Source organism: Nonomuraea montanisoli (assembly GCF_013363975.1).
Lineage (GTDB): Bacteria > Actinomycetota > Actinomycetes > Streptosporangiales > Streptosporangiaceae > Nonomuraea > Nonomuraea montanisoli.
Genome location: NZ_JABWGN010000002.1, coordinates 661933 through 682174, shown reverse-complemented (window position 1 = coordinate 682174; position 20242 = coordinate 661933). Strand labels below are relative to the sequence as shown.

The 20242-nt window shown below is 74.6% G+C and carries 16 protein-coding genes; 3 read left to right on the top strand and 13 right to left on the bottom strand.

Going from position 1 to position 20242, the window contains the following annotated elements; all coding sequences use genetic code 11:
* Positions 1-4 precede the first annotated feature (4 nt).
* Together HTZ77_RS06565 and HTZ77_RS06560 are read right to left on the bottom strand one after the other, a co-directional pair.
* Positions 5-781, bottom strand: coding sequence for an ABC transporter ATP-binding protein (locus tag HTZ77_RS06565; RefSeq protein ID WP_175588494.1), 777 nt, complete (start codon positions 779-781; stop codon positions 5-7).
* On the bottom strand, positions 778-1539 hold the full coding sequence (locus HTZ77_RS06560) for an ABC transporter ATP-binding protein (RefSeq protein WP_175588493.1): 762 nt from the start codon (positions 1537-1539) through the stop codon (positions 778-780). Before HTZ77_RS06560 ends, HTZ77_RS06565 begins: the two co-directional genes overlap by 4 nt.
* 122 nt (positions 1540-1661) lie before the next feature.
* On the opposite strand from HTZ77_RS06560, the gene HTZ77_RS06555 reads away from it, so the two are divergent.
* On the top strand, positions 1662-1919 hold the full coding sequence (locus tag HTZ77_RS06555; RefSeq protein WP_175588492.1) for a ubiquitin carboxyl-terminal hydrolase 14: 258 nt from the start codon (positions 1662-1664) through the stop codon (positions 1917-1919).
* A gap of 9 nt (positions 1920-1928) precedes the next feature.
* On the opposite strand, the gene HTZ77_RS06550 is transcribed toward HTZ77_RS06555, so the two are convergent.
* Both HTZ77_RS06550 and HTZ77_RS06545 read right to left on the bottom strand, forming a co-directional pair.
* Positions 1929-3503, bottom strand: a complete 1575-nt coding sequence (locus tag HTZ77_RS06550; RefSeq protein ID WP_175588491.1) for a Na+/H+ antiporter — start codon at positions 3501-3503, stop codon at positions 1929-1931.
* A gap of 192 nt (positions 3504-3695) precedes the next feature.
* A complete protein-coding gene (locus HTZ77_RS06545) occupies positions 3696-5111 on the bottom strand; it encodes a chromosomal replication initiator protein DnaA (protein WP_175588490.1) in 1416 nt (471 codons plus the stop codon).
* Positions 5112-5340: 229 nt separating this feature from the next.
* On the opposite strand from HTZ77_RS06545, the gene HTZ77_RS06540 reads away from it, so the two are divergent.
* Positions 5341-7389 (top strand): ATP-dependent DNA helicase, encoded by a 2049-nt coding sequence (locus HTZ77_RS06540; RefSeq protein WP_175588489.1) that lies wholly within the window; start codon positions 5341-5343, stop codon positions 7387-7389.
* A 251-nt stretch (positions 7390-7640) separates the two neighbouring features.
* On the opposite strand, the gene HTZ77_RS06535 is transcribed toward HTZ77_RS06540, so the two are convergent.
* From HTZ77_RS06535 to HTZ77_RS06510, 6 genes are all read right to left on the bottom strand, one after another.
* Positions 7641-8408, bottom strand: coding sequence for an SGNH/GDSL hydrolase family protein (locus HTZ77_RS06535; RefSeq protein ID WP_175588488.1), 768 nt, complete (start codon positions 8406-8408; stop codon positions 7641-7643).
* Positions 8409-8415: 7 nt separating this feature from the next.
* Positions 8416-9492: a 3-dehydroquinate synthase gene (gene aroB / locus HTZ77_RS06530; RefSeq protein WP_175588487.1), complete on the bottom strand. Its 1077-nt coding sequence runs from the start codon at positions 9490-9492 to the stop codon at positions 8416-8418.
* Positions 9489-9989 carry a shikimate kinase gene (locus tag HTZ77_RS06525; RefSeq protein ID WP_328808452.1) on the bottom strand — a complete coding sequence of 167 codons (501 nt, stop codon included), beginning with the start codon at positions 9987-9989 and terminating at the stop codon, positions 9489-9491. Before HTZ77_RS06525 ends, aroB begins: the two co-directional genes overlap by 4 nt.
* Positions 9986-11167: a chorismate synthase gene (aroC, locus tag HTZ77_RS06520; protein ID WP_175588486.1), complete on the bottom strand. Its 1182-nt coding sequence runs from the start codon at positions 11165-11167 to the stop codon at positions 9986-9988. The genes HTZ77_RS06525 and aroC overlap by 4 nt, the downstream gene beginning before the upstream one ends.
* 47 nt (positions 11168-11214) lie before the next feature.
* Positions 11215-11988, bottom strand: coding sequence for a prepilin peptidase (locus HTZ77_RS48075; protein WP_175588485.1), 774 nt, complete (start codon positions 11986-11988; stop codon positions 11215-11217).
* Between the two features lie 168 nt (positions 11989-12156).
* Positions 12157-12699, bottom strand: a complete 543-nt coding sequence (locus tag HTZ77_RS06510; RefSeq protein WP_175588484.1) for an SseB family protein — start codon at positions 12697-12699, stop codon at positions 12157-12159.
* A 476-nt stretch (positions 12700-13175) separates the two neighbouring features.
* Between HTZ77_RS06510 and HTZ77_RS06505 the strand changes: the two genes are divergently transcribed.
* On the top strand, positions 13176-13886 hold the full coding sequence (locus HTZ77_RS06505; RefSeq protein ID WP_235994342.1) for a B3/B4 domain-containing protein: 711 nt from the start codon (positions 13176-13178) through the stop codon (positions 13884-13886).
* A gap of 347 nt (positions 13887-14233) precedes the next feature.
* On the opposite strand, the gene HTZ77_RS06500 is transcribed toward HTZ77_RS06505, so the two are convergent.
* The 3 genes from HTZ77_RS06500 to HTZ77_RS06490 form a co-directional block, all read right to left on the bottom strand.
* Positions 14234-14974: a hypothetical protein gene (locus tag HTZ77_RS06500; RefSeq protein WP_175588483.1), complete on the bottom strand. Its 741-nt coding sequence runs from the start codon at positions 14972-14974 to the stop codon at positions 14234-14236.
* The gene (locus tag HTZ77_RS06495; protein WP_175588482.1) at positions 14971-17229 is read right to left on the bottom strand and encodes an ATP-binding protein; all 2259 of its coding nucleotides are present in this window, start codon (positions 17227-17229) and stop codon (positions 14971-14973) included. The genes HTZ77_RS06500 and HTZ77_RS06495 overlap by 4 nt, the downstream gene beginning before the upstream one ends.
* A gap of 1268 nt (positions 17230-18497) precedes the next feature.
* Positions 18498-20234 (bottom strand): ThiF family adenylyltransferase, encoded by a 1737-nt coding sequence (locus HTZ77_RS06490; protein ID WP_235994428.1) that lies wholly within the window; start codon positions 20232-20234, stop codon positions 18498-18500.
* Positions 20235-20242: the final 8 nt, after the last annotated feature.

Genomic DNA, 20242 nt, shown 5'->3' with positions numbered 1-20242 from the left:
GCCGTCACGCGGCACCTCCCAGGTACGCCCGGATCACGGCGGGGTCGCCGCGCACCTCGGCCGGGGTGCCGAGGGCCACGGGCCGGCCGAAGTCGAGCACCAGCACCCGGTCGGCCAGGTCCATCACCAGGCCCATGTCGTGCTCCACCATCACGATCGGCACGCCGAGCTCGTCGCGCACGTCCAGGACGAAGCGCGCCATGTCCTCGGTCTCCTCCACGTTCATCCCGGCCACCGGCTCGTCGAGCAGCAGCAGGCGCGGCTCCATGGCCAGGGCCCGGCCCAGTTCCACCCGCTTCTGGATCCCGTACGGCAGCAGCCGCACCGGGTGGCGCCGCCACCGCTCCAGCTCCAGGAAGTCGACGATCTCCTCCACCCGCTCGCGGGCCGCCAGCTCGGCCCGGCGCGCCCGGCCGAACCACAGGACGGCCGCCGCGGCGCCGTAACGGAAGTGGTGGTGGCGCCCGAGCATGAGGTTGTCCAGGACGGTCAGGTTGTGGAACAGCTCGACGTTCTGGAACGTGCGCGCCAGGCCCAGCGCGGCGATCCGGTGCGGCGGCAGCGCCAGCAGGTCCTGGCCGAGGAACGTGACCCGGCCCCGCTGCGGCCGGTAGACGCCGGACAGCACGTTGAACACCGACGTCTTGCCGGCGCCGTTCGGCCCGATGACCGCCAGCAGCTCGGACGGGCGCACGTCGAAGGTGACGCCGTCGATGGCCGTGACCCCGGCGAAGCCCAGCCGGACGTCCTCGACCTGGAGCACCGGCTCCTGGCCGCTCATGACAGCCACCTCTTCCTGCGCCGGTAGTGCTTGACGTCGCGGAAGGAGCGGACCGTCCCGAGGTAGAACTCCTTGATGTCGTCGTCGGCCAGCAGCTCGCCGGCCGGCCGGTCCATGACGATCCTCCCGGTCTCCATGACGTAGCCGTGGGTCGCGATGGACAGCGCCATCCGGGCGTTCTGCTCCACCAGCAGCACCGTGGTGCCCTGCCGGTTGATCTCGGCGACCAGGTCGCGCACCTGCGCCACCAGCGCCGGGGCCAGGCCCAGGCTCGGCTCGTCCAGCAGCAGGCAGCGGGGGCCCGCCATGAGCGCGCGGCCGATCGCCAGCATCTGCTGCTCGCCGCCCGACAGGTAACCGGCGGTGGCCGCCCGCCGCTCGCGCAGCAGCGGGAACAGGTCGTAGACCCGGTCCAGGTGGGAGACGCGGGCGGTGTGACCGCCGGCCCGCAGGTTCTCCTCGACGGTGAGCTCGCCCAGGATGCGGCGGCCCTCCATGACCTGGCTGACGCCCCGCCGGACGATCTGCGCCGGCCGCAGGTGGTGGACCGGCTCGCCCTCCAGCAGGACCGATCCCTTGACCACCTCGCCGTCGTGGACGCCGAGCAGCCCCGACACGGCGCGTAACAGGGTGGTCTTGCCGGCGCCGTTCGCGCCGAGCAGCGCCACGATCGAGCCGGGCGGCACGGTCAGGCTCACACCGCGCAGCACCAGCATCACGTCGTCGTAGACGACCTCGAGATTGCGCACCTCCAGCACCCGGGCTCCTCGGGACAGTGGTCCAGGTCACATCCCCGATGTGCACAATCTCCCCTGCGACCCCGCGGTCAGCAAGGGGTGCGGCGGCACCGATCCGCGGGTGGAGTCCTAGGATTTCGCCTATGGCAACTTGTGAACATCTTTCGCAGGCGGCGGACCCCGCGCCCCGCACCCCGGACGGCTGCGAGGAGTGCCTGGCGGTGGGCGGCCGGTGGGTGCACCTGCGGCGCTGCCTGGAGTGCGGGCACATCGGCTGCTGCGACTCCTCGCCGGGCAAGCACGCGACGCAGCACTTCCACGAGGTCGCCCACCCGGTCGTCCAGTCGTACGAGCCGGGCGAGCAGTGGAAGTGGTGCTACGTCGACAACGCGATGGGCTAGCCCCGGCGGCTAGCGGTCCAGGATGGCCTCCTCGAAGTCGAGCTGGGCCATCACCTCGCGCATCACCTCGTCGTCGAGGCTGCGCTCGTCGCGCAGCCGGACGAACACCTCGCGCTCGGCGCGCAGCATGTCGCGCCGCAGGCGGCGGTAGAGCGCGCTGGGCGTCTCGGCGCCGCCCTGGGCGGTGCCGCCGCCCAGGCGCTCCCAGGCGGTGAGCGAGCGCCGCCACGACTTCTCCTTGAGCTGGTCGATGACCTGCTTCTGGATCTCGTCCGGCTCGCCGCCCTCGGCCTCCACGGCCCGGTCGAGCCGCTCCAGGCCCGCGGTGAGCGCCGCCTGCTGGGCGTTCGCCTCGGCCAGGAGATCCTGGTAGCGCTCCTCCTCGCTCGACACGCGCAGCCGCCTGATGAGCGCGGGGAACGACAGCCCCTGCACCAGCAGCGTGCCGATCACGGTGGTGAACGTCAGGAACAGCAGCATGGGCCGGCCCGGCACGTCGTCCGGGATGGCGAACGCGGCGGCCAGCGACACCACGCCCCGCATGCCGGCCCAGCTCACGATCACCACCTGCGCGGGGGCGGGTCTGTCGTCGCCGCGCCGCAGCAGTCTCGGCACGTACGCCGCGGGGAACATCCAGGCGAAGCGCACCAGCACCGTCACCAGGAACACCACCCCCGCGTACAGCGCCAGCTCCGCCGCGCCGTACCCGCCGACGCCCCGCACCACCGTCACGAGCTGGAGGCCGATCAGCGCGAACACGATCGTCTCCAGGAAGAAGTCGGTCACCTTCCACACCGACGCCGACACCAGCCGCGTGCCGAACCCGCGCAGGTGCATCTGGTTGCCCAGATAGAGGCCGACGATGACGACGGAGATCACGCCCGAGGCGTGGACCGACTCGGCCGCTAGGTAGGCGGCGAACGGGATGAGCAGCATGAGCGTGTTCTCGACCAGCGAGTCGCGGGTGTGCCGGAACACCCAGGCGAAGGCCAGCGCCAGCGCCAGGCCGATGCCCACGCCGGCCGCCGCCGCGTACACGAACTCGCCGGCCGCCATCGCGAGGTCCACGGTGGCGCCCGTGGCCGCCCCGATGGCGACCCGGTAGGCGGTCAGGGCAGTCGCGTCGTTGAACAGGCTCTCGCCGACGAGGATCGTCAGCGTCCGGCGCGGCAGGCCCAGCCGCCGGCCCACGGCGATCGCCGCCACCGCGTCGGGCGGCGCGACGATCGCGCCCAGCGCGAACGCCGCCGCCAGCGGCAGCTCGGGCAGCAGCAGGTGGACGGCCATGCCGACGGCGGCCGTCGTGACCAGCACCAGGCCCACCGACAGCAGCGCCACCGGCCGCCACACGTCGCGCAGCCGCAGGTAGGAGCTGTCCAGCGCGGCCGAGTAGAGCAGCGGCGGCAGGAACACGAACAGCACCAGCTCGGGGTCGAGCGGGATGGCCGGGACCACCGGCGACACGATCAGCCCGGCCGCCACGAGCAGCAGCGGCGCCGGCCAGCCCCTGCGGCGGGCCACGGCCGCCACGGCCACGGCGCCGCCGGCCACGAGGAGCAGTTGGAGTCCCGTGGTCGCGTTCACCGGGCGCGCCCAGGGGAGGTCGCGGGACGATGGGACACTTCGGGCCCTCCTCGGCAACGGGTGGGACGCGGCCCCCGCTCAGTGCGGGGACGGGCCCGTCCGCACCGCCGGGACGGCCTCCCCGCCGGGGGAACGCGTCGCCTCCATCATGCCGTGCCCGCCCGCGACGGGGTCAGGTGCCTCCAGCCGGGTTCACCAGTCGCGGCGGTCGTCCCGGTCGTCGTACTGCTGGTCCGGGCGCAGGCGCTCGCCCGTGGAGAACATGGGGTCACCGACGTACGGGCGCGAGAGCGGGTCGTCGTGCCGGTACGCCTGGCCCTGCTCGGGGGTGCCGAGCGCGAGCAGCGGGTCCACCGGGTTGGCGGGCGGGGGGTAGGCCGGGTAGTCCTGGCCGGAGTAGTCGCGGGCCGGCTGGTCCATGGAGGCGTAGCCGTCGCGCACCCGGTAGGAGTCGCCGCTCTGGTACGGCTCCTGCTGCTGGTACGGCTCCGGGTCGGCGCGGCGGGCGGCGGCGCGCTGCGGCATGGAGCGGGGACGCCCGGCGCCGGGGATGCCGTGCATGGGCGTGCCGAGGCCGGCCGCCCCGGGGTCGGCCTCGGGCGCGGCGGCGCGGCTCTGCTGCTGGTAGCCGAGGTCGTCGTGGGCGTAGCGGTCGCGGCCGCGCCGGTCCTGCCCCCGCCCGCCGAACGGGTCGGACGCCTGCGAGGGGAAGCCGAGCGGGTCGGTGGAGTGCGGCGGCGCCTGCCGCTCGCGGGGAAGCTGGTAGCGGGGCTCGCCGGCGACCGGGTGCGGGCCGGAGAAGGGGTCGGGGTCGAGGCTGTACTGCGGGCCGCTCGGGGTGTCGTCCACGTACTGGGGGCCGGTGAACGGGTCCTGTCGCAGCGGCTCGGCGTACTGCTGGCCGGCATGGGAGCGGCCGGCGCCGGGGTCGGCGTACTGGGGGCCGCTGAAGGGCGGCCGCTCGCCGTACTGGCCCGCGGAGGTGTCGGCGTACGGGGAGGAGTCACCGTACTGCCCTGCGGACGGGTCGCCGTACTGCTGGGCGTCGCCGTACTGCTGGGTGTCGCCGTACTGCTGGGTGGAGGGGTCGCCGTAGGCGTCGCGCCGGCCGGCCGAGGTGTCCGCGTACGGGGAGGAGTCGCCGTACTGACCGGCCGAGGCGTCGGCGTAGGGGTCGCGCTGGGCGGGCGGCTCGCTGTAGGAGGCCACCAGCTTGTCCTGGCGCGGCGGGGTGCCGCGCGCGACCAGCACGTCGGTGGGCGACAGGGTGGCCGTGGGGCGTTCCTCGGGCTGCTGCGGGACCGGCGGGGGCGTGAGGTTCTGGGGCCGCTGGTACTGGCCGGTGCCGGGGATCACCTCGGTGCCCGGGTCCTGCTGGGCGGGCACGGCCGGCTGCTCACCGGCGGCCTCCGCGAAGCCGTCGTCGAGGGTGTCGAGGAGACGTCCGACGTCGTCCATCGGCATGCGGAAGCTGGCGGTGCACATCTCTCCCCGCCAGAGGCTGAGAACGAGGGTGCCCTCGTGCCAGGTGACCCGGAGACACCGCTCCTGCCCCCGGGCATCGAAGAACACTTCGCCGAACGACGGCAACGGGACAACTTCCGACATAGGGGACATCCTGCGATAACCAGCCCTTATTCGTCCACTCAACCCCGGGTAACTCTACTTAACCGGATTTACCGGATTTACCATCCCCATCCTGGACCCATCCGGTCACAGTAGGAAGACCAGTTGGAGTCCCGGTCGTTCAGTGTGCCATGCGGGCCGCCGGGTGTGTCCCGCGAACGCCGGGATGCGCATGGCCGATCACACCGCGTTCGGCGCCGGGGACCCGCGAATGCGGGTAGCGTTTACTGCCGTGCCGGACTCCCATCTCCCTGCAGTGGACGAACTGCTCAGCATCGCGGTCAACGCTCTCGGAGGGAGCGAGCGGCAGGGCCAGATCACCATGGTCAGCGCCGTCCAGCGGGCCATCGACCGCAAGGAGCACCTCGCGGTCCAGGCCGGCACGGGCACCGGCAAGTCGCTGGCCTACCTGGTCCCCTCCATCCGGCACGCCATGGACACCGACAAGCCCGTGGTGATCTCCACGGCGACCATCGCGCTGCAGCGCCAGCTCGTCGACCGTGACCTGCCGCGCCTGTCCGAGGCGCTGGCCAAGGAGCTGCCGCACGAGCCGACGTACGCCATCCTCAAGGGCCGGCGCAACTACCTGTGCCGCTACAAGGCCACCGCCGGCTGGCCCGAGGAGGACGAGCAGGACCAGCTCTTCGACCCGCGCGAGGTCAGCGCCACGGGCCGCATGGTCCAGCGCATCCAGGAGTGGGCCGAGGAGACCGAGACCGGCGACCGCGACGAGCTGGTCCCGGGTGTCAGTGAGCAGGCGTGGCGGCAGTTCTCCGTCAGCGCGCAGGAGTGCCTGGGCGCCAGCCGCTGCCCCAGCGGCGCCGAATGCTTCGCCGAGATGGCCCGCGCCCGCGCCGGCGAGGTGGACGTCGTCGTCACCAACCACGCGCTGCTGGCCATCGACGCCATGGGCGAGCTGCCGGTGCTGCCCGAGCACGACACGGTCGTGGTCGACGAGGCCCACGAGCTGGTCGACCGGGTGACGTCCGTGGTGACCGGGGAGCTGTCGGAGACGTCGGTCATGCTGGCCGTACGACGGGTGGCGCGGCTCATCGAGCAGCCGATCGCCGACCAGCTCATGGAGGCCGGCGAGGACCTCAAGGCGCTGCTGGCCGCCGCGCCCGCGGGCCGCGTCGACGAGCTGCCGCAGGTGCTCGGGATGACGCTGGCGCTGGTGCGCGACAGCGCGGCGCGCTGCGTCACCGCGCTCGGGCCGCGCGGCGCCGACAAGGACGACCCCGACCGCGCCGGCCAGCGCAAGGCCGCGTTCACGGCGCTGGACGAGGTGCACGACACAGCCGTGCGCATGCTGGAGGCCTACGGCCACGCCACGGAGGCCGACCGGGCCGAGGTGGTCTGGCTCGACGCGGGCAGCGACCGGCGCCCGCCCGCGCTGCGCGTCGCGCCGCTGGGCGTGGCGGGCATGCTGCGCGAGCGGTTGTTCGGCGACCGCACGGTGGTGCTCACCTCGGCCACGCTGGCCCTCGGCGGCACCTTCGACGGCATGGCCCGCCAGTGGGGCCTGACCGGCCCGAGCGCGAGCGGCCCCGGCGCCGACGACTCCGCCGCCGAGCCCGTCAAGGCCGGCGAGTGGCAGGGCATCGACGTGGGCTCGCCGTTCGACCACCAGCGCGCGGGCATCCTGTACGTCGCCAAGCACCTGCCCCAGCCGGGCCGCGACGGGCTCCCCCAGGCGTACCTCGACGAGATCACCGAGCTGATCGAGGCGGCCGGCGGGCGGACGCTGGGCCTGTTCTCCTCGATGCGGGCCGCCAAGGCCGCCACCGAGGCACTGCGCGACCGGCTGGACGTGCCGCTGCTGTGCCAGGGCGACGACTCCACGATGTTGCTGGTCAAGCAGTTCGCCGAGGACGAGCCGACCTGCCTGTTCGGCACGCTGTCGCTGTGGCAGGGCGTGGACGTGCCGGGGCCGTCGCTGCGGCTGGTGATCATCGACCGGGTGCCGTTCCCGCGCCCGGACGACCCGCTGACCTCCGCCCGGCAGCGCCACGTGGCGGCCAAGGGCGGCAACGGGTTCATGTCGGTCGCCGCCACCCACGCCGCGCTCCTGCTCGCCCAGGGCACGGGCCGGCTGCTGCGCTCGCAGCACGACAAGGGCGTCATCGCGGTGCTCGACCCCCGGCTGGCCACGGCCCGCTACAGCGGTTTCCTGCTCGGGTCGCTGCCGCCGTTCTGGCGCACCACCGACCCGGCCGTCCCCCGCGCCGCCCTCAAGCGACTGGTCACCGAGCCGTCCTGAGCTCGGGGGCACGCGGTCTGGCCCTGACTCAGGGGCGCGCTCCGTCTGTGCCCGGGCGCAGGAGATCCTTGGGCGCCCCCTGTGCGCGAGCGCGCCACCCGCGGAGTGCCGTACTCGCGGGCCCGGCAAGTCCTCAGCCCCGGTGCGGCGGCCCGGGTGGGGACGTCCGGGCACGTCACGAGGACGTCCGGGGACCTCTAGGAAGACGTCAGGGGATGTCGGGAGGACGGCCGGGGACCGCGGGGAGGACGTCAGGGGATGTCGGGGGCCCAGGGGGCGAGATCGGGGCGCTTGGGGTCGAGGCCGTCGCCCGAGGAGGTGCCGCGCAGACGGCGCCCCACCCACGGCACCAGGTACTCGCGCACCCACTGCGCGTCCTCACGCCGCCGCGCCCGGGGGTCGGTGGTGCGCTCCGGCCACACCTTGCGCCAGTCGTCGAACGGCACGTCCAGCACGTCGAGCACGCGGGCCGCGACCAGCCGGTGGCCGTCCTCGTTCATGTGCAGCCGGTCCTCGCTCCAGGCCCGCCAGTCGCGCAGCCCCTGCATCGACCACTGGTCGACCAGCTTGCACCCGTACAGGTCGGCGATCGAGCGGATGTGCAGGTAGAAGATCGCGAAGCGGCCGCGAAGGCGTCGCATCAGCGGCGTGTCGCGCGGATCGACGCCCGTGAACAGCAGCACGTCGGCCCCGCACGCCCGCAGTTCGCGCACGGCCCGGGCGAGCGTCTTGGCCATGACGTCGGGGTCGCTGCCCGGCCGCAGCAGGTCGTTGCCCCCGGCGCACAGGCTCACCAGGTCGGGCGCCATCTCGACGGCCAGCGGCACCTGCTCCTCGACGATCTGGTCGAGCAGTTTGCCGCGCACCGCGAGGTTGGCGTAGCGGAAGGAGGGGTTGTCCTCGGCCAGGCGCTCGGCGACCCGGTCGGCCCAGCCGCGGAAGCGGCCGTCGGGACCGGGGTCGTTGAGCCCCTCGGTGAAGCTGTCGCCGAGCGCGACGAAGGAACCGTGATGTCTCATGACGATGTCAGCGGGAGATCTCCTGGTAGGCGGCTTCGAGCAGCTCCTCCGACGGGTCCTCCAGACGGCCCGGCTTGGCCAGCCCGTCGAGGACCACGAAACGCTGCTTGGCGCCGCGGTTCTTCTTGTCCAGTCGCATGTGGTCGCGCAGGCGCGGCCAGGCGCCGGCGCGGTAGCCGGTGGGCAGGCCGACGGCGGTGAGGACGGACCGGGTGCGCTCGACGAGGTCGGCGCCGATCCGGCCGTCGAGGCGGGACAGCTCGGCCGCGTAGACCATGCCGATGGCGATGGCCTCGCCGTGGCGCATCTGGTAGTGCTCGGCGCGTTCGATGGCGTGGCCGAGGGTGTGGCCGTAGTTGAGGATCTCGCGCAGCCCGGCCTCGCGCAGGTCGGCGCCCACGACGTCGGCCTTGACCTGGATCTTGCGCTCGATCAGCTCGCGCGTGTGACGGCCCTCGGGCCGGGTGGCGTCGGCCGGGTCCTGCTCGACGAGGTCGAGGATGACCGGGTCGGCGATGAACCCGCCCTTGATGATCTCCGCCAGGCCGGCCACGTAGTCGGCGCGCGGCATGCTGGCCAGCGTCGTCAGGTCGCACAGCACGCCGGCGGGCGGCAGGAACGTGCCGACGAGGTTCTTGCCCTCGGGCGTGTCGATGCCGTTCTTGCCGCCGACGGCGGCGTCGACCATGGCCAGCAGCGTCGTCGGCACCAGCACCACCTGGACGCCGCGCAGCCACGTGCCCGCCACGAACCCCGCCAGGTCGGTCGTGGCCCCGCCGCCGACGCCCACCACGGCGTCGGACCGGGTCACGCCGTAGCGGCCGAACGCCGACCACAGCTGCGCCGCGACCTCGACGGTCTTGGCCTGCTCGCCGTCGGGCACGGGCAGCGCGACCACGTCGTACCCGGCGTCGGACAGCGACGCGCACACCGGGCGGGCGATCTCCGGCAGCCCGGCCGGGTGGACGACGGCGACCGTGCGCACTCCCGGCTTGAGCAGCGCCGGCAGCTCGCCCAGCACGCCCGCGCCGACCACCACGTCGTACGGGCTGTCACCGCGTACGGTGATCCTGGTCGCGGTCATGACGCCAGCCCCTTCACGATCTCGTCGGCCAGCTCCTCCGGGGGGCGCTGGTCGGTGACGACGGTCAGGACGGCGAGCCGCTCGTAGATCGGCCGCCGCTCCTCCATGAGCTTCTTGAGCCGGCTGCGCGGGTTGAGCACGAGCAGCGGCCGGGCCGAGGCGAGGCCGACCCGCTGCACCGCGTCGGCCAGCCCCACCTGGAGGTAGACGACGGGCTGACCGGCCAGCAGCGCCTGCGTCCCCTCGTCGAGCACGGCGCCGCCGCCGAGCGACAGCACGCCGTCGTGCTCGGCCAGGGCCCGGCGCACGGCCTCGCGCTCCAGCTCGCGGAAGCGCTCCTCGCCGTCCTCGACGAAGATGTCGGAGACGGGCTTGCCGGCGACGGCCTCCACGTCGGCGTCGGTGTCGCGGAAGGCGACGCCGAAGCGCGCGGCGAGCAGGCGGCCGAGGGTGGTCTTGCCGGACCCGGGCGGTCCGATGAGCACGGCTCTGATCACTTGATCACCATGGAGGAGAGGTAGCCGGACAGGTTGCGGGCGACTTCCTCGACGGAGTCGCCGCCGAACTTCTCGAGCGCGGCGTCGGCCAGCACGAGCGCGACCATCGCCTCGGCCACGACGCCCGCGGCCGGGACGGCGCACACGTCGGAGCGCTCGTGGTGGGCCTTGGCGGCCTCGCCGGTCCTGACGTCGATCGTGGCCAGCGCCCGCGGCACGGTCGAGATGGGCTTCATGGCGGCGCTGACCCGCAGGATCTCGCCGTTGGTCATGCCGCCCTCGATGCCGCCCGCGCGGTTGGTGATGCGCTTGACGCCGTTCGCGGTGGTGTACTCGATCTCGTCGTGGGCGCGGGAGCCGGGCCGGCGGGCGGTCTCGAACCCGTCGCCGACGGCCACGCCCTTGATCGCCTGGATGCCCATGAGGGCTCCGGCCAGCCGGGAGTCGAGGCGGCGGTCCCAGTGGGTGTAGCTGCCGAGGCCGGGCGGCAGGCCGTAGGCGAGCACCTCGACGACGCCGCCGAGCGTGTCGCCGTCCTTGTGCGCCTGGTCGATGACGGCGACCATGGCGGCGCTGCCCTCGGGGTCGGAGCAGCGCACCGGGTCGGCGTCGACGCGTTCCAGGTCGCCGGGGCCGGGCAGCACCTCGGTGGGGGTGACGGCCGAGCCGATGGAGACCACGTGGCTGACGATGTCGACGCCGAGCGCCTGCTTCAGGAAGCGCCGGGCCACCTCGCCGAGCGCCACCCGGGCCGCCGTCTCGCGGGCGCTGGCCCGGTCGAGGACCTGCCGCGCGTCGTCGAACCCGTACTTCTGCATGCCCGCGAGGTCGGCGTGACCGGGCCGGGGCCGCGAGCGCGGCGCGTTGCGCGCCAGCCCCTCCAGCTCGGCCGGGTCGACCGGGTCGGCGGCCATGACCTTCTCCCACTTGGGCCACTCGGTGTTGCCGACGCGCACGGCGACCGGGCTGCCCATGGTGCGGCCGTGGCGGACGCCGCCGACGATCGTCACCTGGTCCTGCTCGAACTTCATCCGGGCGCCGCGGCCGTAGCCGAGACGGCGGCGGCGCAGCGCCTCGTCGATGGCGGCCGTGGTCACCTCGACCCCGGCCGGCAGGCCCTCCATGATGGCAACGAGCTCCGGCCCGTGGGACTCTCCGGCGGTCAACCAGCGCAACATGCGTACAAGTCTTCCATGTCCCGGCCGGTGGGATGGCCGAACGTTCATCAGGCGAGACACACGGCGGCCAGAGCGCCGAGCAGCATGAAGGGCCCGAGCGGGAACTGGGTGTCCCGGCTCGCCCGCCGGGTCAGGAGCAGCGCGAGGGCGTACAGGGCGGCGAGGAGCTGCCCGGCGACGGCGGCCACGACCCACGCCTCCCAGCCCCGCGCGGCGGCGGCCATGCCGATGAGCCCGGCCAGCTTGACGTCGCCGAACCCCATGGCGGCGGGCCTGGCCAGCCACAGCGCGCCGTAGACGGCCGCCAGCGCCGCCGCGCCCAGCAGGGCGCGCGGCAGCTCGCCGGTGGGCAGCAGGCAGAGCGCCAGCAGCGGGTACGAGGGCAGGGTGATCGCGTCCGGCAGCCGTGAGGTGCGCCAGTCGATCACGGCCAGGGCGGTGCCGACCGGCGCGAGGCAGAGGTAGGGCAGGCCGGCGCGCCAGGTGACCAGCGCGGCGACGGCGGCGGTGACGACCTCCAGGTACGGCGGCCAGGCGGGGAGGGGTCTGGTGCGCAGGGTTCGCGCGAACGCCCTCCTGGCTTCGGCGCGGGTGTCCGGAGGCGTGACGTCCGGGGGCGTGGTGCGGTTGTCCGCGGGCGTGGTGCGCGTGTCTGGAGGCGCGATCTGCGCGTCCGGAGGCGTGTCGTGCGCGTCCGTGGGTGTGATGCGGGTGTCCGGGGGTGTGGCGTCGGGGGCGGGGCCGAAGCCGCTCGCCAGGGTGCGGACGTAGGGGCCGGCGAGGAGACCGACCAGCGCCGCCAGTGCCACCACTCCCGCCACAGGGCGACCCTAGTGCGACGACACCGCTCCGCGCGGCCTTCTTCACACACCCGGCCGCCCCCCGCCACCCGGGACACGGGCGGAGGGACGGTTCGCCGGGTGAGGTTGACCCCGGGGGCGGAGGGCTGGTTCACGGGTGGGGTTGGTCGCCGGGCGGAGATCGGATCGTCAGGTGGCCTTGCGGGAGAACCAGCGGCGGCGCCGGGGCGCGGGAGCGGGCCGCATGCGGGCGACCGTCGCCCCCGGCATCTGGTCCAGCGTGCCCGAGGCGACCGCGGCCAGCGCCTCCAGCACCTCGCCCTCGATCACGAACGGCACCGGCCCCGCCACGTCCACCACCACGGCCGCGGCCCGCTCATGGGCCGCCGCCTGGCATACCTGCGGGGTGGTCGCCTGCACGGGCCGGGCGTCCGGGCGCCACCGGGTCAGCGCGTCCGTGCCCGTGAACGCCAGCACCGCCTCCCTGCCGTCCTTGCCGACGAGCTTGGGCAGCGCCATCTCGCTCTCCTTCTCCTGGCGCAGCCCGTGCTCGCCCACCTCGGACTCGGTCAGCAGAGCCACGACGGGCACGAGGAGCCGGGCCCCGGTGAGAGCGGCCAGCACGTCGCCGGGACCGGCCGTACCCTGCTGGTAGGAGGCGAGGGCGGCGGCCAGGGCGGGCGCGGCGCGGCCGTCGTCGTCCGGGTCGAGAGGTTGCGGGATGCTCGGCACAGCTCCCGACACTACCGCCGCCTTCCGCCCCCTCCCGAACACGCCCATCCTCCCTGGCCCGCCCCTCCTTCCCTCACACACGGTGAAGGCGCTCCTCCGCCCGGAAGACGCGGCCTCACCCGAAGGCGCTCCTCCGCCCGAAGGCGCGCCTCCCCCAAGTGCTCCTCCTCCCGAACACGGCCGCCCCCGGAACACGACCGCCCTCTCACGGCCGCCCTCCGGAACACGGCCGTCCTCCGGAACACGACCGCCCTGCTGAACACGGCGGGGCGGCCGCCTGAACGCGCCACCCCCTTGAACGCTCCGCCCCTGAATACGGCGCGCCCCTTGAACATGCAGCCCCCTTAATACGGCGGCCCTCTTGAACACGCGGCCCCCTGGATACAGCCGTCCTCTCGAACGCGCCCGTCCGGCCGGGGCGGTGTGCGGGTGTCGGCCGTTGGGGCGGCGGGCGCCTCCCGGTAGGCTGGATTCTCTTGATCTTGGAGGTGACCGTGCGGTTCGAGCACGCGGACACGATCTGGCGCGACTTCCCGGAGCTGGCTCCGGCGGTGCTGTACGCGGAGGGGATCCGGCCGGACGTCTCCGTGGACGCCCGGGTGGCGGAGTTCTCGGCGACGGCGGCCGGGCGGCTGGAGGGTTCGCCGGAGGGCGAGCTGCCGGAGATCCAGGCGTGGCGGCGGACGTTCGGGCGGATGGGCCTCAAGCCGACCCAGTATCGCTGCGCCTCGGAGTCGCTGCTGCGGCGGCTGCGCAAGGAGGGATCGCTGCCGCGCATCCACCCACTGATCGACCTGTGCAATGCGGTGTCGGTGGCGTACGCGATCCCGGTGGCGGTGTTCGACGTCGAGCACGTCACGGACTTCCTGGAGGTGCGGCACTCCAGGGGCGACGAGACGTACCTGACCTTCTCCGGCGAGACCGAGCATCCCGCGCCCGGTGAAGTGATCTTCGCCGACGGCGCCGGCCGGGCCCACGCCCGGCGCTGGACGAACCGGCAGAGCGGCCTCTCGGCCGTGCGTGACACGACGCGTTCCGTGCTCGTGGTCGCGGAGGCCCTGCACGAGACGGCGGCGCGCGACGTGGCGCGGCTCGTGGAGACGCTGGCGGGTGAGCTGGACGCCGTCTGGGGCGCCGCCTCGAAGACGGCCGTGCTGACGCCGTCCGCCCGCCGCTTCAGCTTCTGAAGGACACTCGGCCTGAAGACACCCGCCCCTGCGGGCACCCGGCTCTGAAGGCATCCTGCCTGGAGGCGCCCAGCCGGAGGGCGCCCAGCTCTGAAAGCAGCCGGCTCCGGCGGTGGGAGGCCGAGCCGTATGTCCGTCCGTGACAGGGGGTCCATCCGCCGCCGTCCCGGTGCGGCCGTGGCAGCGACCGCACCGGACCGCCCCCCACTGTGACGGCATCCGCGCCCGGTCGCCCGGTCGTGACGGCGACCGCGCGCCGAACGCCGGACGCCGGACACCGGACGTCGGCGGCGGACGGATCCCCCCACCGGCCGGCACACCGTGCACGCACCGGCCGGCGGCCCCGGTCAGGTGAGGTGGAACCCGACCCTGGGGCCGTTTCTCTGATAGGTCCCGTCGCGCGTCCACTCGGTGGTGCTGATGGAGAACGTCTGGCCGGGGAAGTGTCCGTAGAAGTCCGCGTCGGGAATGCGCATCCGCGCCTTGAAGCGGCCCTTGCCATCGGTCCTGGCCGTGCCCATGAGGTGCGCGTGGAAGATCAGCCTCACCTGCCCGTCGCGAATGAACCCCGACCCCGTGACCGTGATCGTCGTACGCACGGAGCCACTCCTCGGACTGATCTTGAGTTTCGGCGTTCCCCGCTCGGCGTACGAGCCGGATCCGCCCGATGTCCCCTGACCCGTGCCGGTGCCGGCCGAGGGGCCCGACAGCCAGGAGGGCAGGTCCAGGCGGGACAGGTCGGACTCGGTCACGTAGTTGACGGCGAACACTGTGGCCACCAGGAGGAGGATGGTGAACAGCACGCCCCCTCCGGAGCGGCGCTCGGACGGCTCGGGCTCGGGCTCGGGGCGCCGGGCGGGCGTCGCATCTGGCGGCAGCGGCGACGGGCCGCCCTTCTTCTTGCCCTTTCCCGCCGCCGTCTTCCCGCCGGGCGCCGCCGGCGGTCCTGGTTCGTACGGGTCAGGCGTTCCCGGCGTTTGCGGAGCCGCCGGTCCCCCCGCGTGCGGGGTCTCCGCGTACGGGGACGCCGGTCCGGCTCGGCCGGTGACCGCCCGCCGGATCTTCTCCAGGTCCTCGTTGGCCGTCATGTGTCCTGCTCCGCCCCTCGTCGTGTGTCCTCCGCCACCCGGTCGGCGACGCGCCGCGCCTCCCGCGGGGCGGCCGCCGCGCGACCGCGGTCGCTCGCGCGGACCCGGGTCAGCGCCCGCGCGATGACGCAGTAGACCCCGGCGTGCAGCTCCACGTACGTCCGCCGCGTCCGGTCGCGGGCGAGGAGGCGTTCCAGCGTGCCCATCGCCGCCTCGGCCTGCCGTTCCTCCGGCACGTCGGCCAGCCCGCTCTCGACCTCCGGCGCCAGGCGCAGCCAGTGCCGGGCCGCGCACGGGTGTGGGCACGCCTGGCACCAGATCCGCTCAGGAGGCCCCGTGCGGAGCACGGGGTTGTTCCCGGCAGACGGCCCAGGACCGGCGAGGTCGTACGCGGAGTCCGCGGAGTCGTACGCGGCGCTCGCGGAGTCGTACGCGGCGCTCGCGGAGTCGTACGCGGCGCTCGCGGGTTCGGGGACCACCTCGACCCACACCGGGGCGGGATGGCCGCCCGCGTCCACGACGAACGCCTCGCCCCTGCCCAGCATCGGCACCTGCTCCGCCACCCGCCCCAGGGCGCCCTCCCCGGGGTCCTCGGCCAGCCGGTGCGTGAGCCGGTTCGGGAACAGCCGCGTCACCTCGCCGGGAAGCTGCCGCGGGCTCTGGGTCACCAGCACGAACCCCTGGCCGTACGAGCGCTGCGTCGCGATCGCCGTCGCGGTCGCCTCCGCGGCGGCCGGCACGGCGCCCTGGCCGTGCCCGGCGGCCGGGCCGTTCCCCAGCAGCAGGTGCGCCTCCTCCAGGACGGCCAGGTGGCCGAAGCGGGGCAGGGGGTTGGCGCGCCGGTAGGCGACCATGCCGGCCAGCAGCAGGCCGAACGCGAGCTGCCGGGCCGTCCGGTCGCCGAAGCCGGCGAGGGTGACGACCGCGGGCGCCGACAGCAGCCGCTCCCAGTCCAGCCCCGCGCCGGGGCCGCCCGCCAGGGCGTCGCCGCCCGCGCCGGCCACGAGGCTCTGCACGCGCTGGCCGAGCGAGGCGCGCAAATTGGCGGCCTGCTCCCCGGCGCCGCCGTGTGCGCCGGCCTGCTCCACCACCGCCCGGTAGAACGTGGCCACGGTGGGCGGGCCGTCGCCGTGGTAGAGGTCCGTGACGGCGTTGCGCAGCGCCGCCGCCGCGAACGGCCAGGTCGCCGACAGGCCCGTGGCGGCGTCCAGGCATTCGGCCACGGTGTCGGCGAACGCCGCCCTGTCCACGCCTTCGGGTACGGCCAGCGGGTTGATCTGCGTACCGTCGCGTCCCAGGCTCAGCGTGACGGCTCCCAGGGGGAGGTATTCGGTCTTCTCCGGGTCGATGACCAGGAAGGGGATCGCGTGCTCGCGCCACAGCCGCCGCAGCAGCGTCATCACCGTGGTGGTCTTGCCGAACCCGACCAGGCCGGTGACCAGGAGGTGCTGGTTCAGGTCGGGGACCCGCAGCCGGTAGGGGCGCCCGCCGGCCGAACGGCCCAGCCACACGCCGGCCGCCCCCGTCCGTGGGGCGAACCGGGCGACGACCGCCGGTCGCCGCGCGTGGACGGTGACGGCGTCCATCGGCAGGTCCGTCAGCGGCAGCAGATCCGCGGCGGTCCGCGGCGCGACGATCGCGCCTGTCCGGATCGCCTCCAGCATGCCGGCAGGGGGCAGGGCCGCCACCGGATCCCCAGGCCAACCCGGTACGCCCAGCGTTTCCACCGGCTCCGGGATCAGACCCGGAGCGCCGGACGCCTTCCCCTGCCCCGGGATCACCCCCGGCACGCTTGACACCTTCATCGGCCTCGGGGGCAGGACCGGCACGCCCGACGCCTCAACCGGCCCCGGGGTCAGGCCCCGCGCGCCTGGCGTCTCCACCGACCTCGGGGTCAGGCCCCGAGCACCTGACGTCTCCACCGGCCCCGGGGTCAGGCCCCGAGCACCTGACGTCTCCACCGGCCCCGGGGTCAGGCCTGGAGCGCCGAGTGCCGCCGCCAGCTCCGCGGCCACGGCGGGATCGTCCGCGGTGACCGTCAGGGTCGCGTGGAAGACCACCGGCGTGCTCTCCAGGAGGTCGAGCGCCGCCGTCCCGCTCCCCCCGGCGGTGCGGTCCCGCTCTCCGCGGTCGCCTCGGTCGCCCCGGTCGCCGTGGTCGTCCGTGGGGGCGGGACGCCGTCCGTCGGCGCGCCGGATCGCCCGGCGCAGCACGGGCAGCGCGGACAGCGGCGGGGCGAGGGGCACGAGGGTCACGCGTACGCCGCAGGGCCCGCCGGACCGCTCGACGGCGTCCAGCAGGGCCGCCCATCGCAGCCCGGCTACGGGCCAGAACGCGGCTCCGTAGCCGGGGGGCCTCCCGGCCGGGGCGGGAGTGAGCCGCCACGCCCACTCGCCGTCACGGCCACCCTCGCCCTCACCGCCGCCGTCACGGTAATCCTCGCCTTCACCGCCGCCGTCACGGTCACGGCCACGCTCGCAGCCACCACCACAGCCACATTCGCCGCCATCGCCACACTCGCCCTCACGGTCACGGCCACGTTCGCGGCCACCGCCACGGTCACGCTCGCCGCCACCCCGGCCGCCATCGCCACCACCACGCTCGTGACCACCACGACCGCTTCCCTCGGCGCCGGCGCGACAGTCACCGCCACCGCCGGCCTCGCCGTCGCTGCCGCCGTCCTCGCCGTCGTGATCACGCACGGCGGCGGAATCGAGTCGGCCGGGACGGCTCCAGGGGCCGCGGCGCTCCAAGCGCTCAGGGCGCTCAAGGCCGTCCAGACGGTCCAGACGCTCAGGGCGGTCCGAGCGGTCCAGGCGGTCCGAGCGGTCCGAGCGGTCCGAGCGGTCCGAGCGGTCCAGGCGGTCCGGGCAGCCCGGGCGCTCAGGGCGGTCCAAGCGCTCCAAGAGCTCCGGGCGCTCCGGGCGCTCCGGGCGCTCCGGGCGCTCAGCGCGCTCAGGGCGGGCCGAGTGGTTCGGGCGGGCCGTGCGCTCAGGGCGGGCCGAGTGGTTCGGGCGGTCAGCGCGACCCAGGTCTTGGGCGTACGGGTGGTGCCGCCTTTCCTGGGGGGCGGGTTCGACCTGGTGGGGAGCCAGGTCCACCAGGCCGGCGAGGAGGTCGCGGCAGCGGGCGGCGTGGCCGGTGACGGTCTCCGCGTGGCCCCACAGCATGAGCTCGATCCGCGTGCCCGTCACCGGGTCGCGCCGCACCCGGGCATGGACGGTGACAGGGTCCCTGTGCCGTATGCCGGTCAGGAACTCCGTCAGCCTGCTCCGGAGGACGTCGGCGACCGTCTGCCGCTCGTTCCCGGGCTCGGGGACGGCGGCCGTGGCAGGCAGCCGGACGACGCGCAGGACGGCCGAGCCCGCGGCGGGCAGGCGCCCGGGCCCCACGAGTCCCGTCCCCGCGCCCCCGAACCCCGCGAACCCGGACCCAGCGCCCCCAGACCCAGCGATTCCGAATCCCGCGAGCCCGGCTTCCGCGTCCTCCGGGCCGAGGCGGGGGGCCGGAGGGGGTGGCGGGCTCATGGTCGTCTCCCGCGGCCGGCGAGGTGGCGCAGGCGCTCGGGGCTGACGTCCCGGGCGCCCCCGGCGAGGGGGTCGGTCCGCTCGTCCTCAGGCCCGCACACCGGGCAGCCGGGCCGGCGGTCGACGCTCATCCAGACCGTCTGGAACGCGTGCTGCCCCGGCGCGTCCCGCAGGACATGCCCGAACAGCCAGTACCCCGGCTCGGTCCCGAAGGCGACGTAGGACTGCCCGCGCTCGCGCGGACCGGCCAGGAACCCCTCGATCCGGGTCTCCCCGCCAGACCCGTGCAGCAGCGCCAGCCCGATCTTGGCCGCCGCCGCGGAGACGTGCTGGATGTCCACGACCAGCCCCGGCTCGGCCAGCAGGCGGCCGGTGCCGTAGTTCGTCGGCTGGGCCAGCGCCGTGTCGGCCGACAGGTCACGCACCCCCGCCGTAGCGCAGCCCCAGCACGCCGAGCCCGGATACGTCATGATCACTTCCCCTCCCGCCGCCCCCCGGTACAGACCGGGGAAGATCGCCGGCACGCCGGTCCAGTACGCCAGGTGGTCCAGGCGGCGCTGCGCGCGGTTGTCGTCGGTCGCGGCCACCAGCAGGTCGCCGTCGCGCAGCGTTGCCGCCAGGTCCCGCGGGTCGAGCGCCTGGACGCTGCTCCGCTCGCCGCGTACGGTCAGCTCGGGGTTGATCGTGGCCAGGCGGGAGGCGAGCGCCGACACCTTCGGCCGTCCGACGTCGCCCACCGTGTACGGGCTGCGTCCCAGGTTCTCCGGGGCGACCCGCTCGGGGTCGACCACCGTCAGCCGGCCGACGCCCGAGCGGACCAGGCACTCCGCGACGTACGCGCCGACCGATCCGGCCCCGGCCACCACGACGTGCCGGTCGGCGAGCGCCGGTGAGACGAGCCCGGCGCTGCGCGCGAACAGCCCCGTGGCGCGCCGTCGCCGCACGGGCGCGGCCGCCCGTTCCCTCGCCGCCAGCAGGCGCGTGCGGACCGCCGAAGGAGGACGGCCCGGACGCCGTGCCCCGCTGACGGCCCGCGCCAGCCGGTCGGCGGCCGGAGCCGCCAGATCCCAGGTCAGAGCCACGGGCGAGCCGTGCGTGACCAGCACCGGAGGCACGGCGGGGAAGTCCGCCCCGAACAGCGCCACCGACACCGAGGGCAGCGCCTCGAACCGGACCGGGACGGCGATCACCGGCGCGCCGTCCACGGTGAGCACCTCCGGCTCCCCCTCCTCCCGCGCCCCGGCGCGGGCCAGGGACTCGGCGACGGGCAGCACGAGCGGATGCATCGGCAGCACCTCGACCCGGCCCTCCGCGCTCACCGCGCCGTACCACGACACCCGCACGCCGCCGCTGACCAGTTCGTGGGCGGCCGGCGGCCGGTCGTCGTGGGTCACGATCGGCGCGAGGAACCTGCCCAGGTGCGGGTTGAGGCCGAGGGAGCGGCCGAACTCGCGCCGGTCCTGGCCGGAGGGTTCCGGCAGGTCGGCCGGGTGGGAGTGGACGATCCCCTTGAAGCGCGCGGCGCCGTCCCGCTGCGTGCGGGCGGCCTGCTCGATGAGCCAGGCGCTCGTGTGGTACCTGACGTCCGTGGCGGTCGCCCGTTCGTCCGGCAGCAGGCCGGTGACCAGGTCGGTGCCCGGCGGCCCGAACAGCGCGCCGCCCGCCTCCGGGGGCACCCCGCCGATCCGGGTGACGATCGCCCGCAGCGCGTGGTCGGTGATCCTGACCCGCATCACGGCCC

Coding starts and splice junctions, on each gene's coding strand:
- HTZ77_RS06535 (WP_175588488.1), bottom strand. CDS start 8,408: ATGAGACATCACGGTTCCTTCGTCGCGCTCGGCGACAGCTTCACCGAG.
- HTZ77_RS06500 (WP_175588483.1), bottom strand. CDS start 14,974: ATGACGGCCAACGAGGACCTGGAGAAGATCCGGCGGGCGGTCACCGGC.
- HTZ77_RS06490 (WP_235994428.1), bottom strand. CDS start 20,234: ATGCGGGTCAGGATCACCGACCACGCGCTGCGGGCGATCGTCACCCGG.
- HTZ77_RS06545 (WP_175588490.1), bottom strand. CDS start 5,111: ATGTCGGAAGTTGTCCCGTTGCCGTCGTTCGGCGAAGTGTTCTTCGAT.
- HTZ77_RS06540 (WP_175588489.1), top strand. CDS start 5,341: ATGCGGGTAGCGTTTACTGCCGTGCCGGACTCCCATCTCCCTGCAGTG.
- aroB (WP_175588487.1), bottom strand. CDS start 9,492: ATGACCGCGACCAGGATCACCGTACGCGGTGACAGCCCGTACGACGTG.
- HTZ77_RS06565 (WP_175588494.1), bottom strand. CDS start 781: ATGAGCGGCCAGGAGCCGGTGCTCCAGGTCGAGGACGTCCGGCTGGGC.
- HTZ77_RS06555 (WP_175588492.1), top strand. CDS start 1,662: ATGGCAACTTGTGAACATCTTTCGCAGGCGGCGGACCCCGCGCCCCGC.
- aroC (WP_175588486.1), bottom strand. CDS start 11,167: ATGTTGCGCTGGTTGACCGCCGGAGAGTCCCACGGGCCGGAGCTCGTT.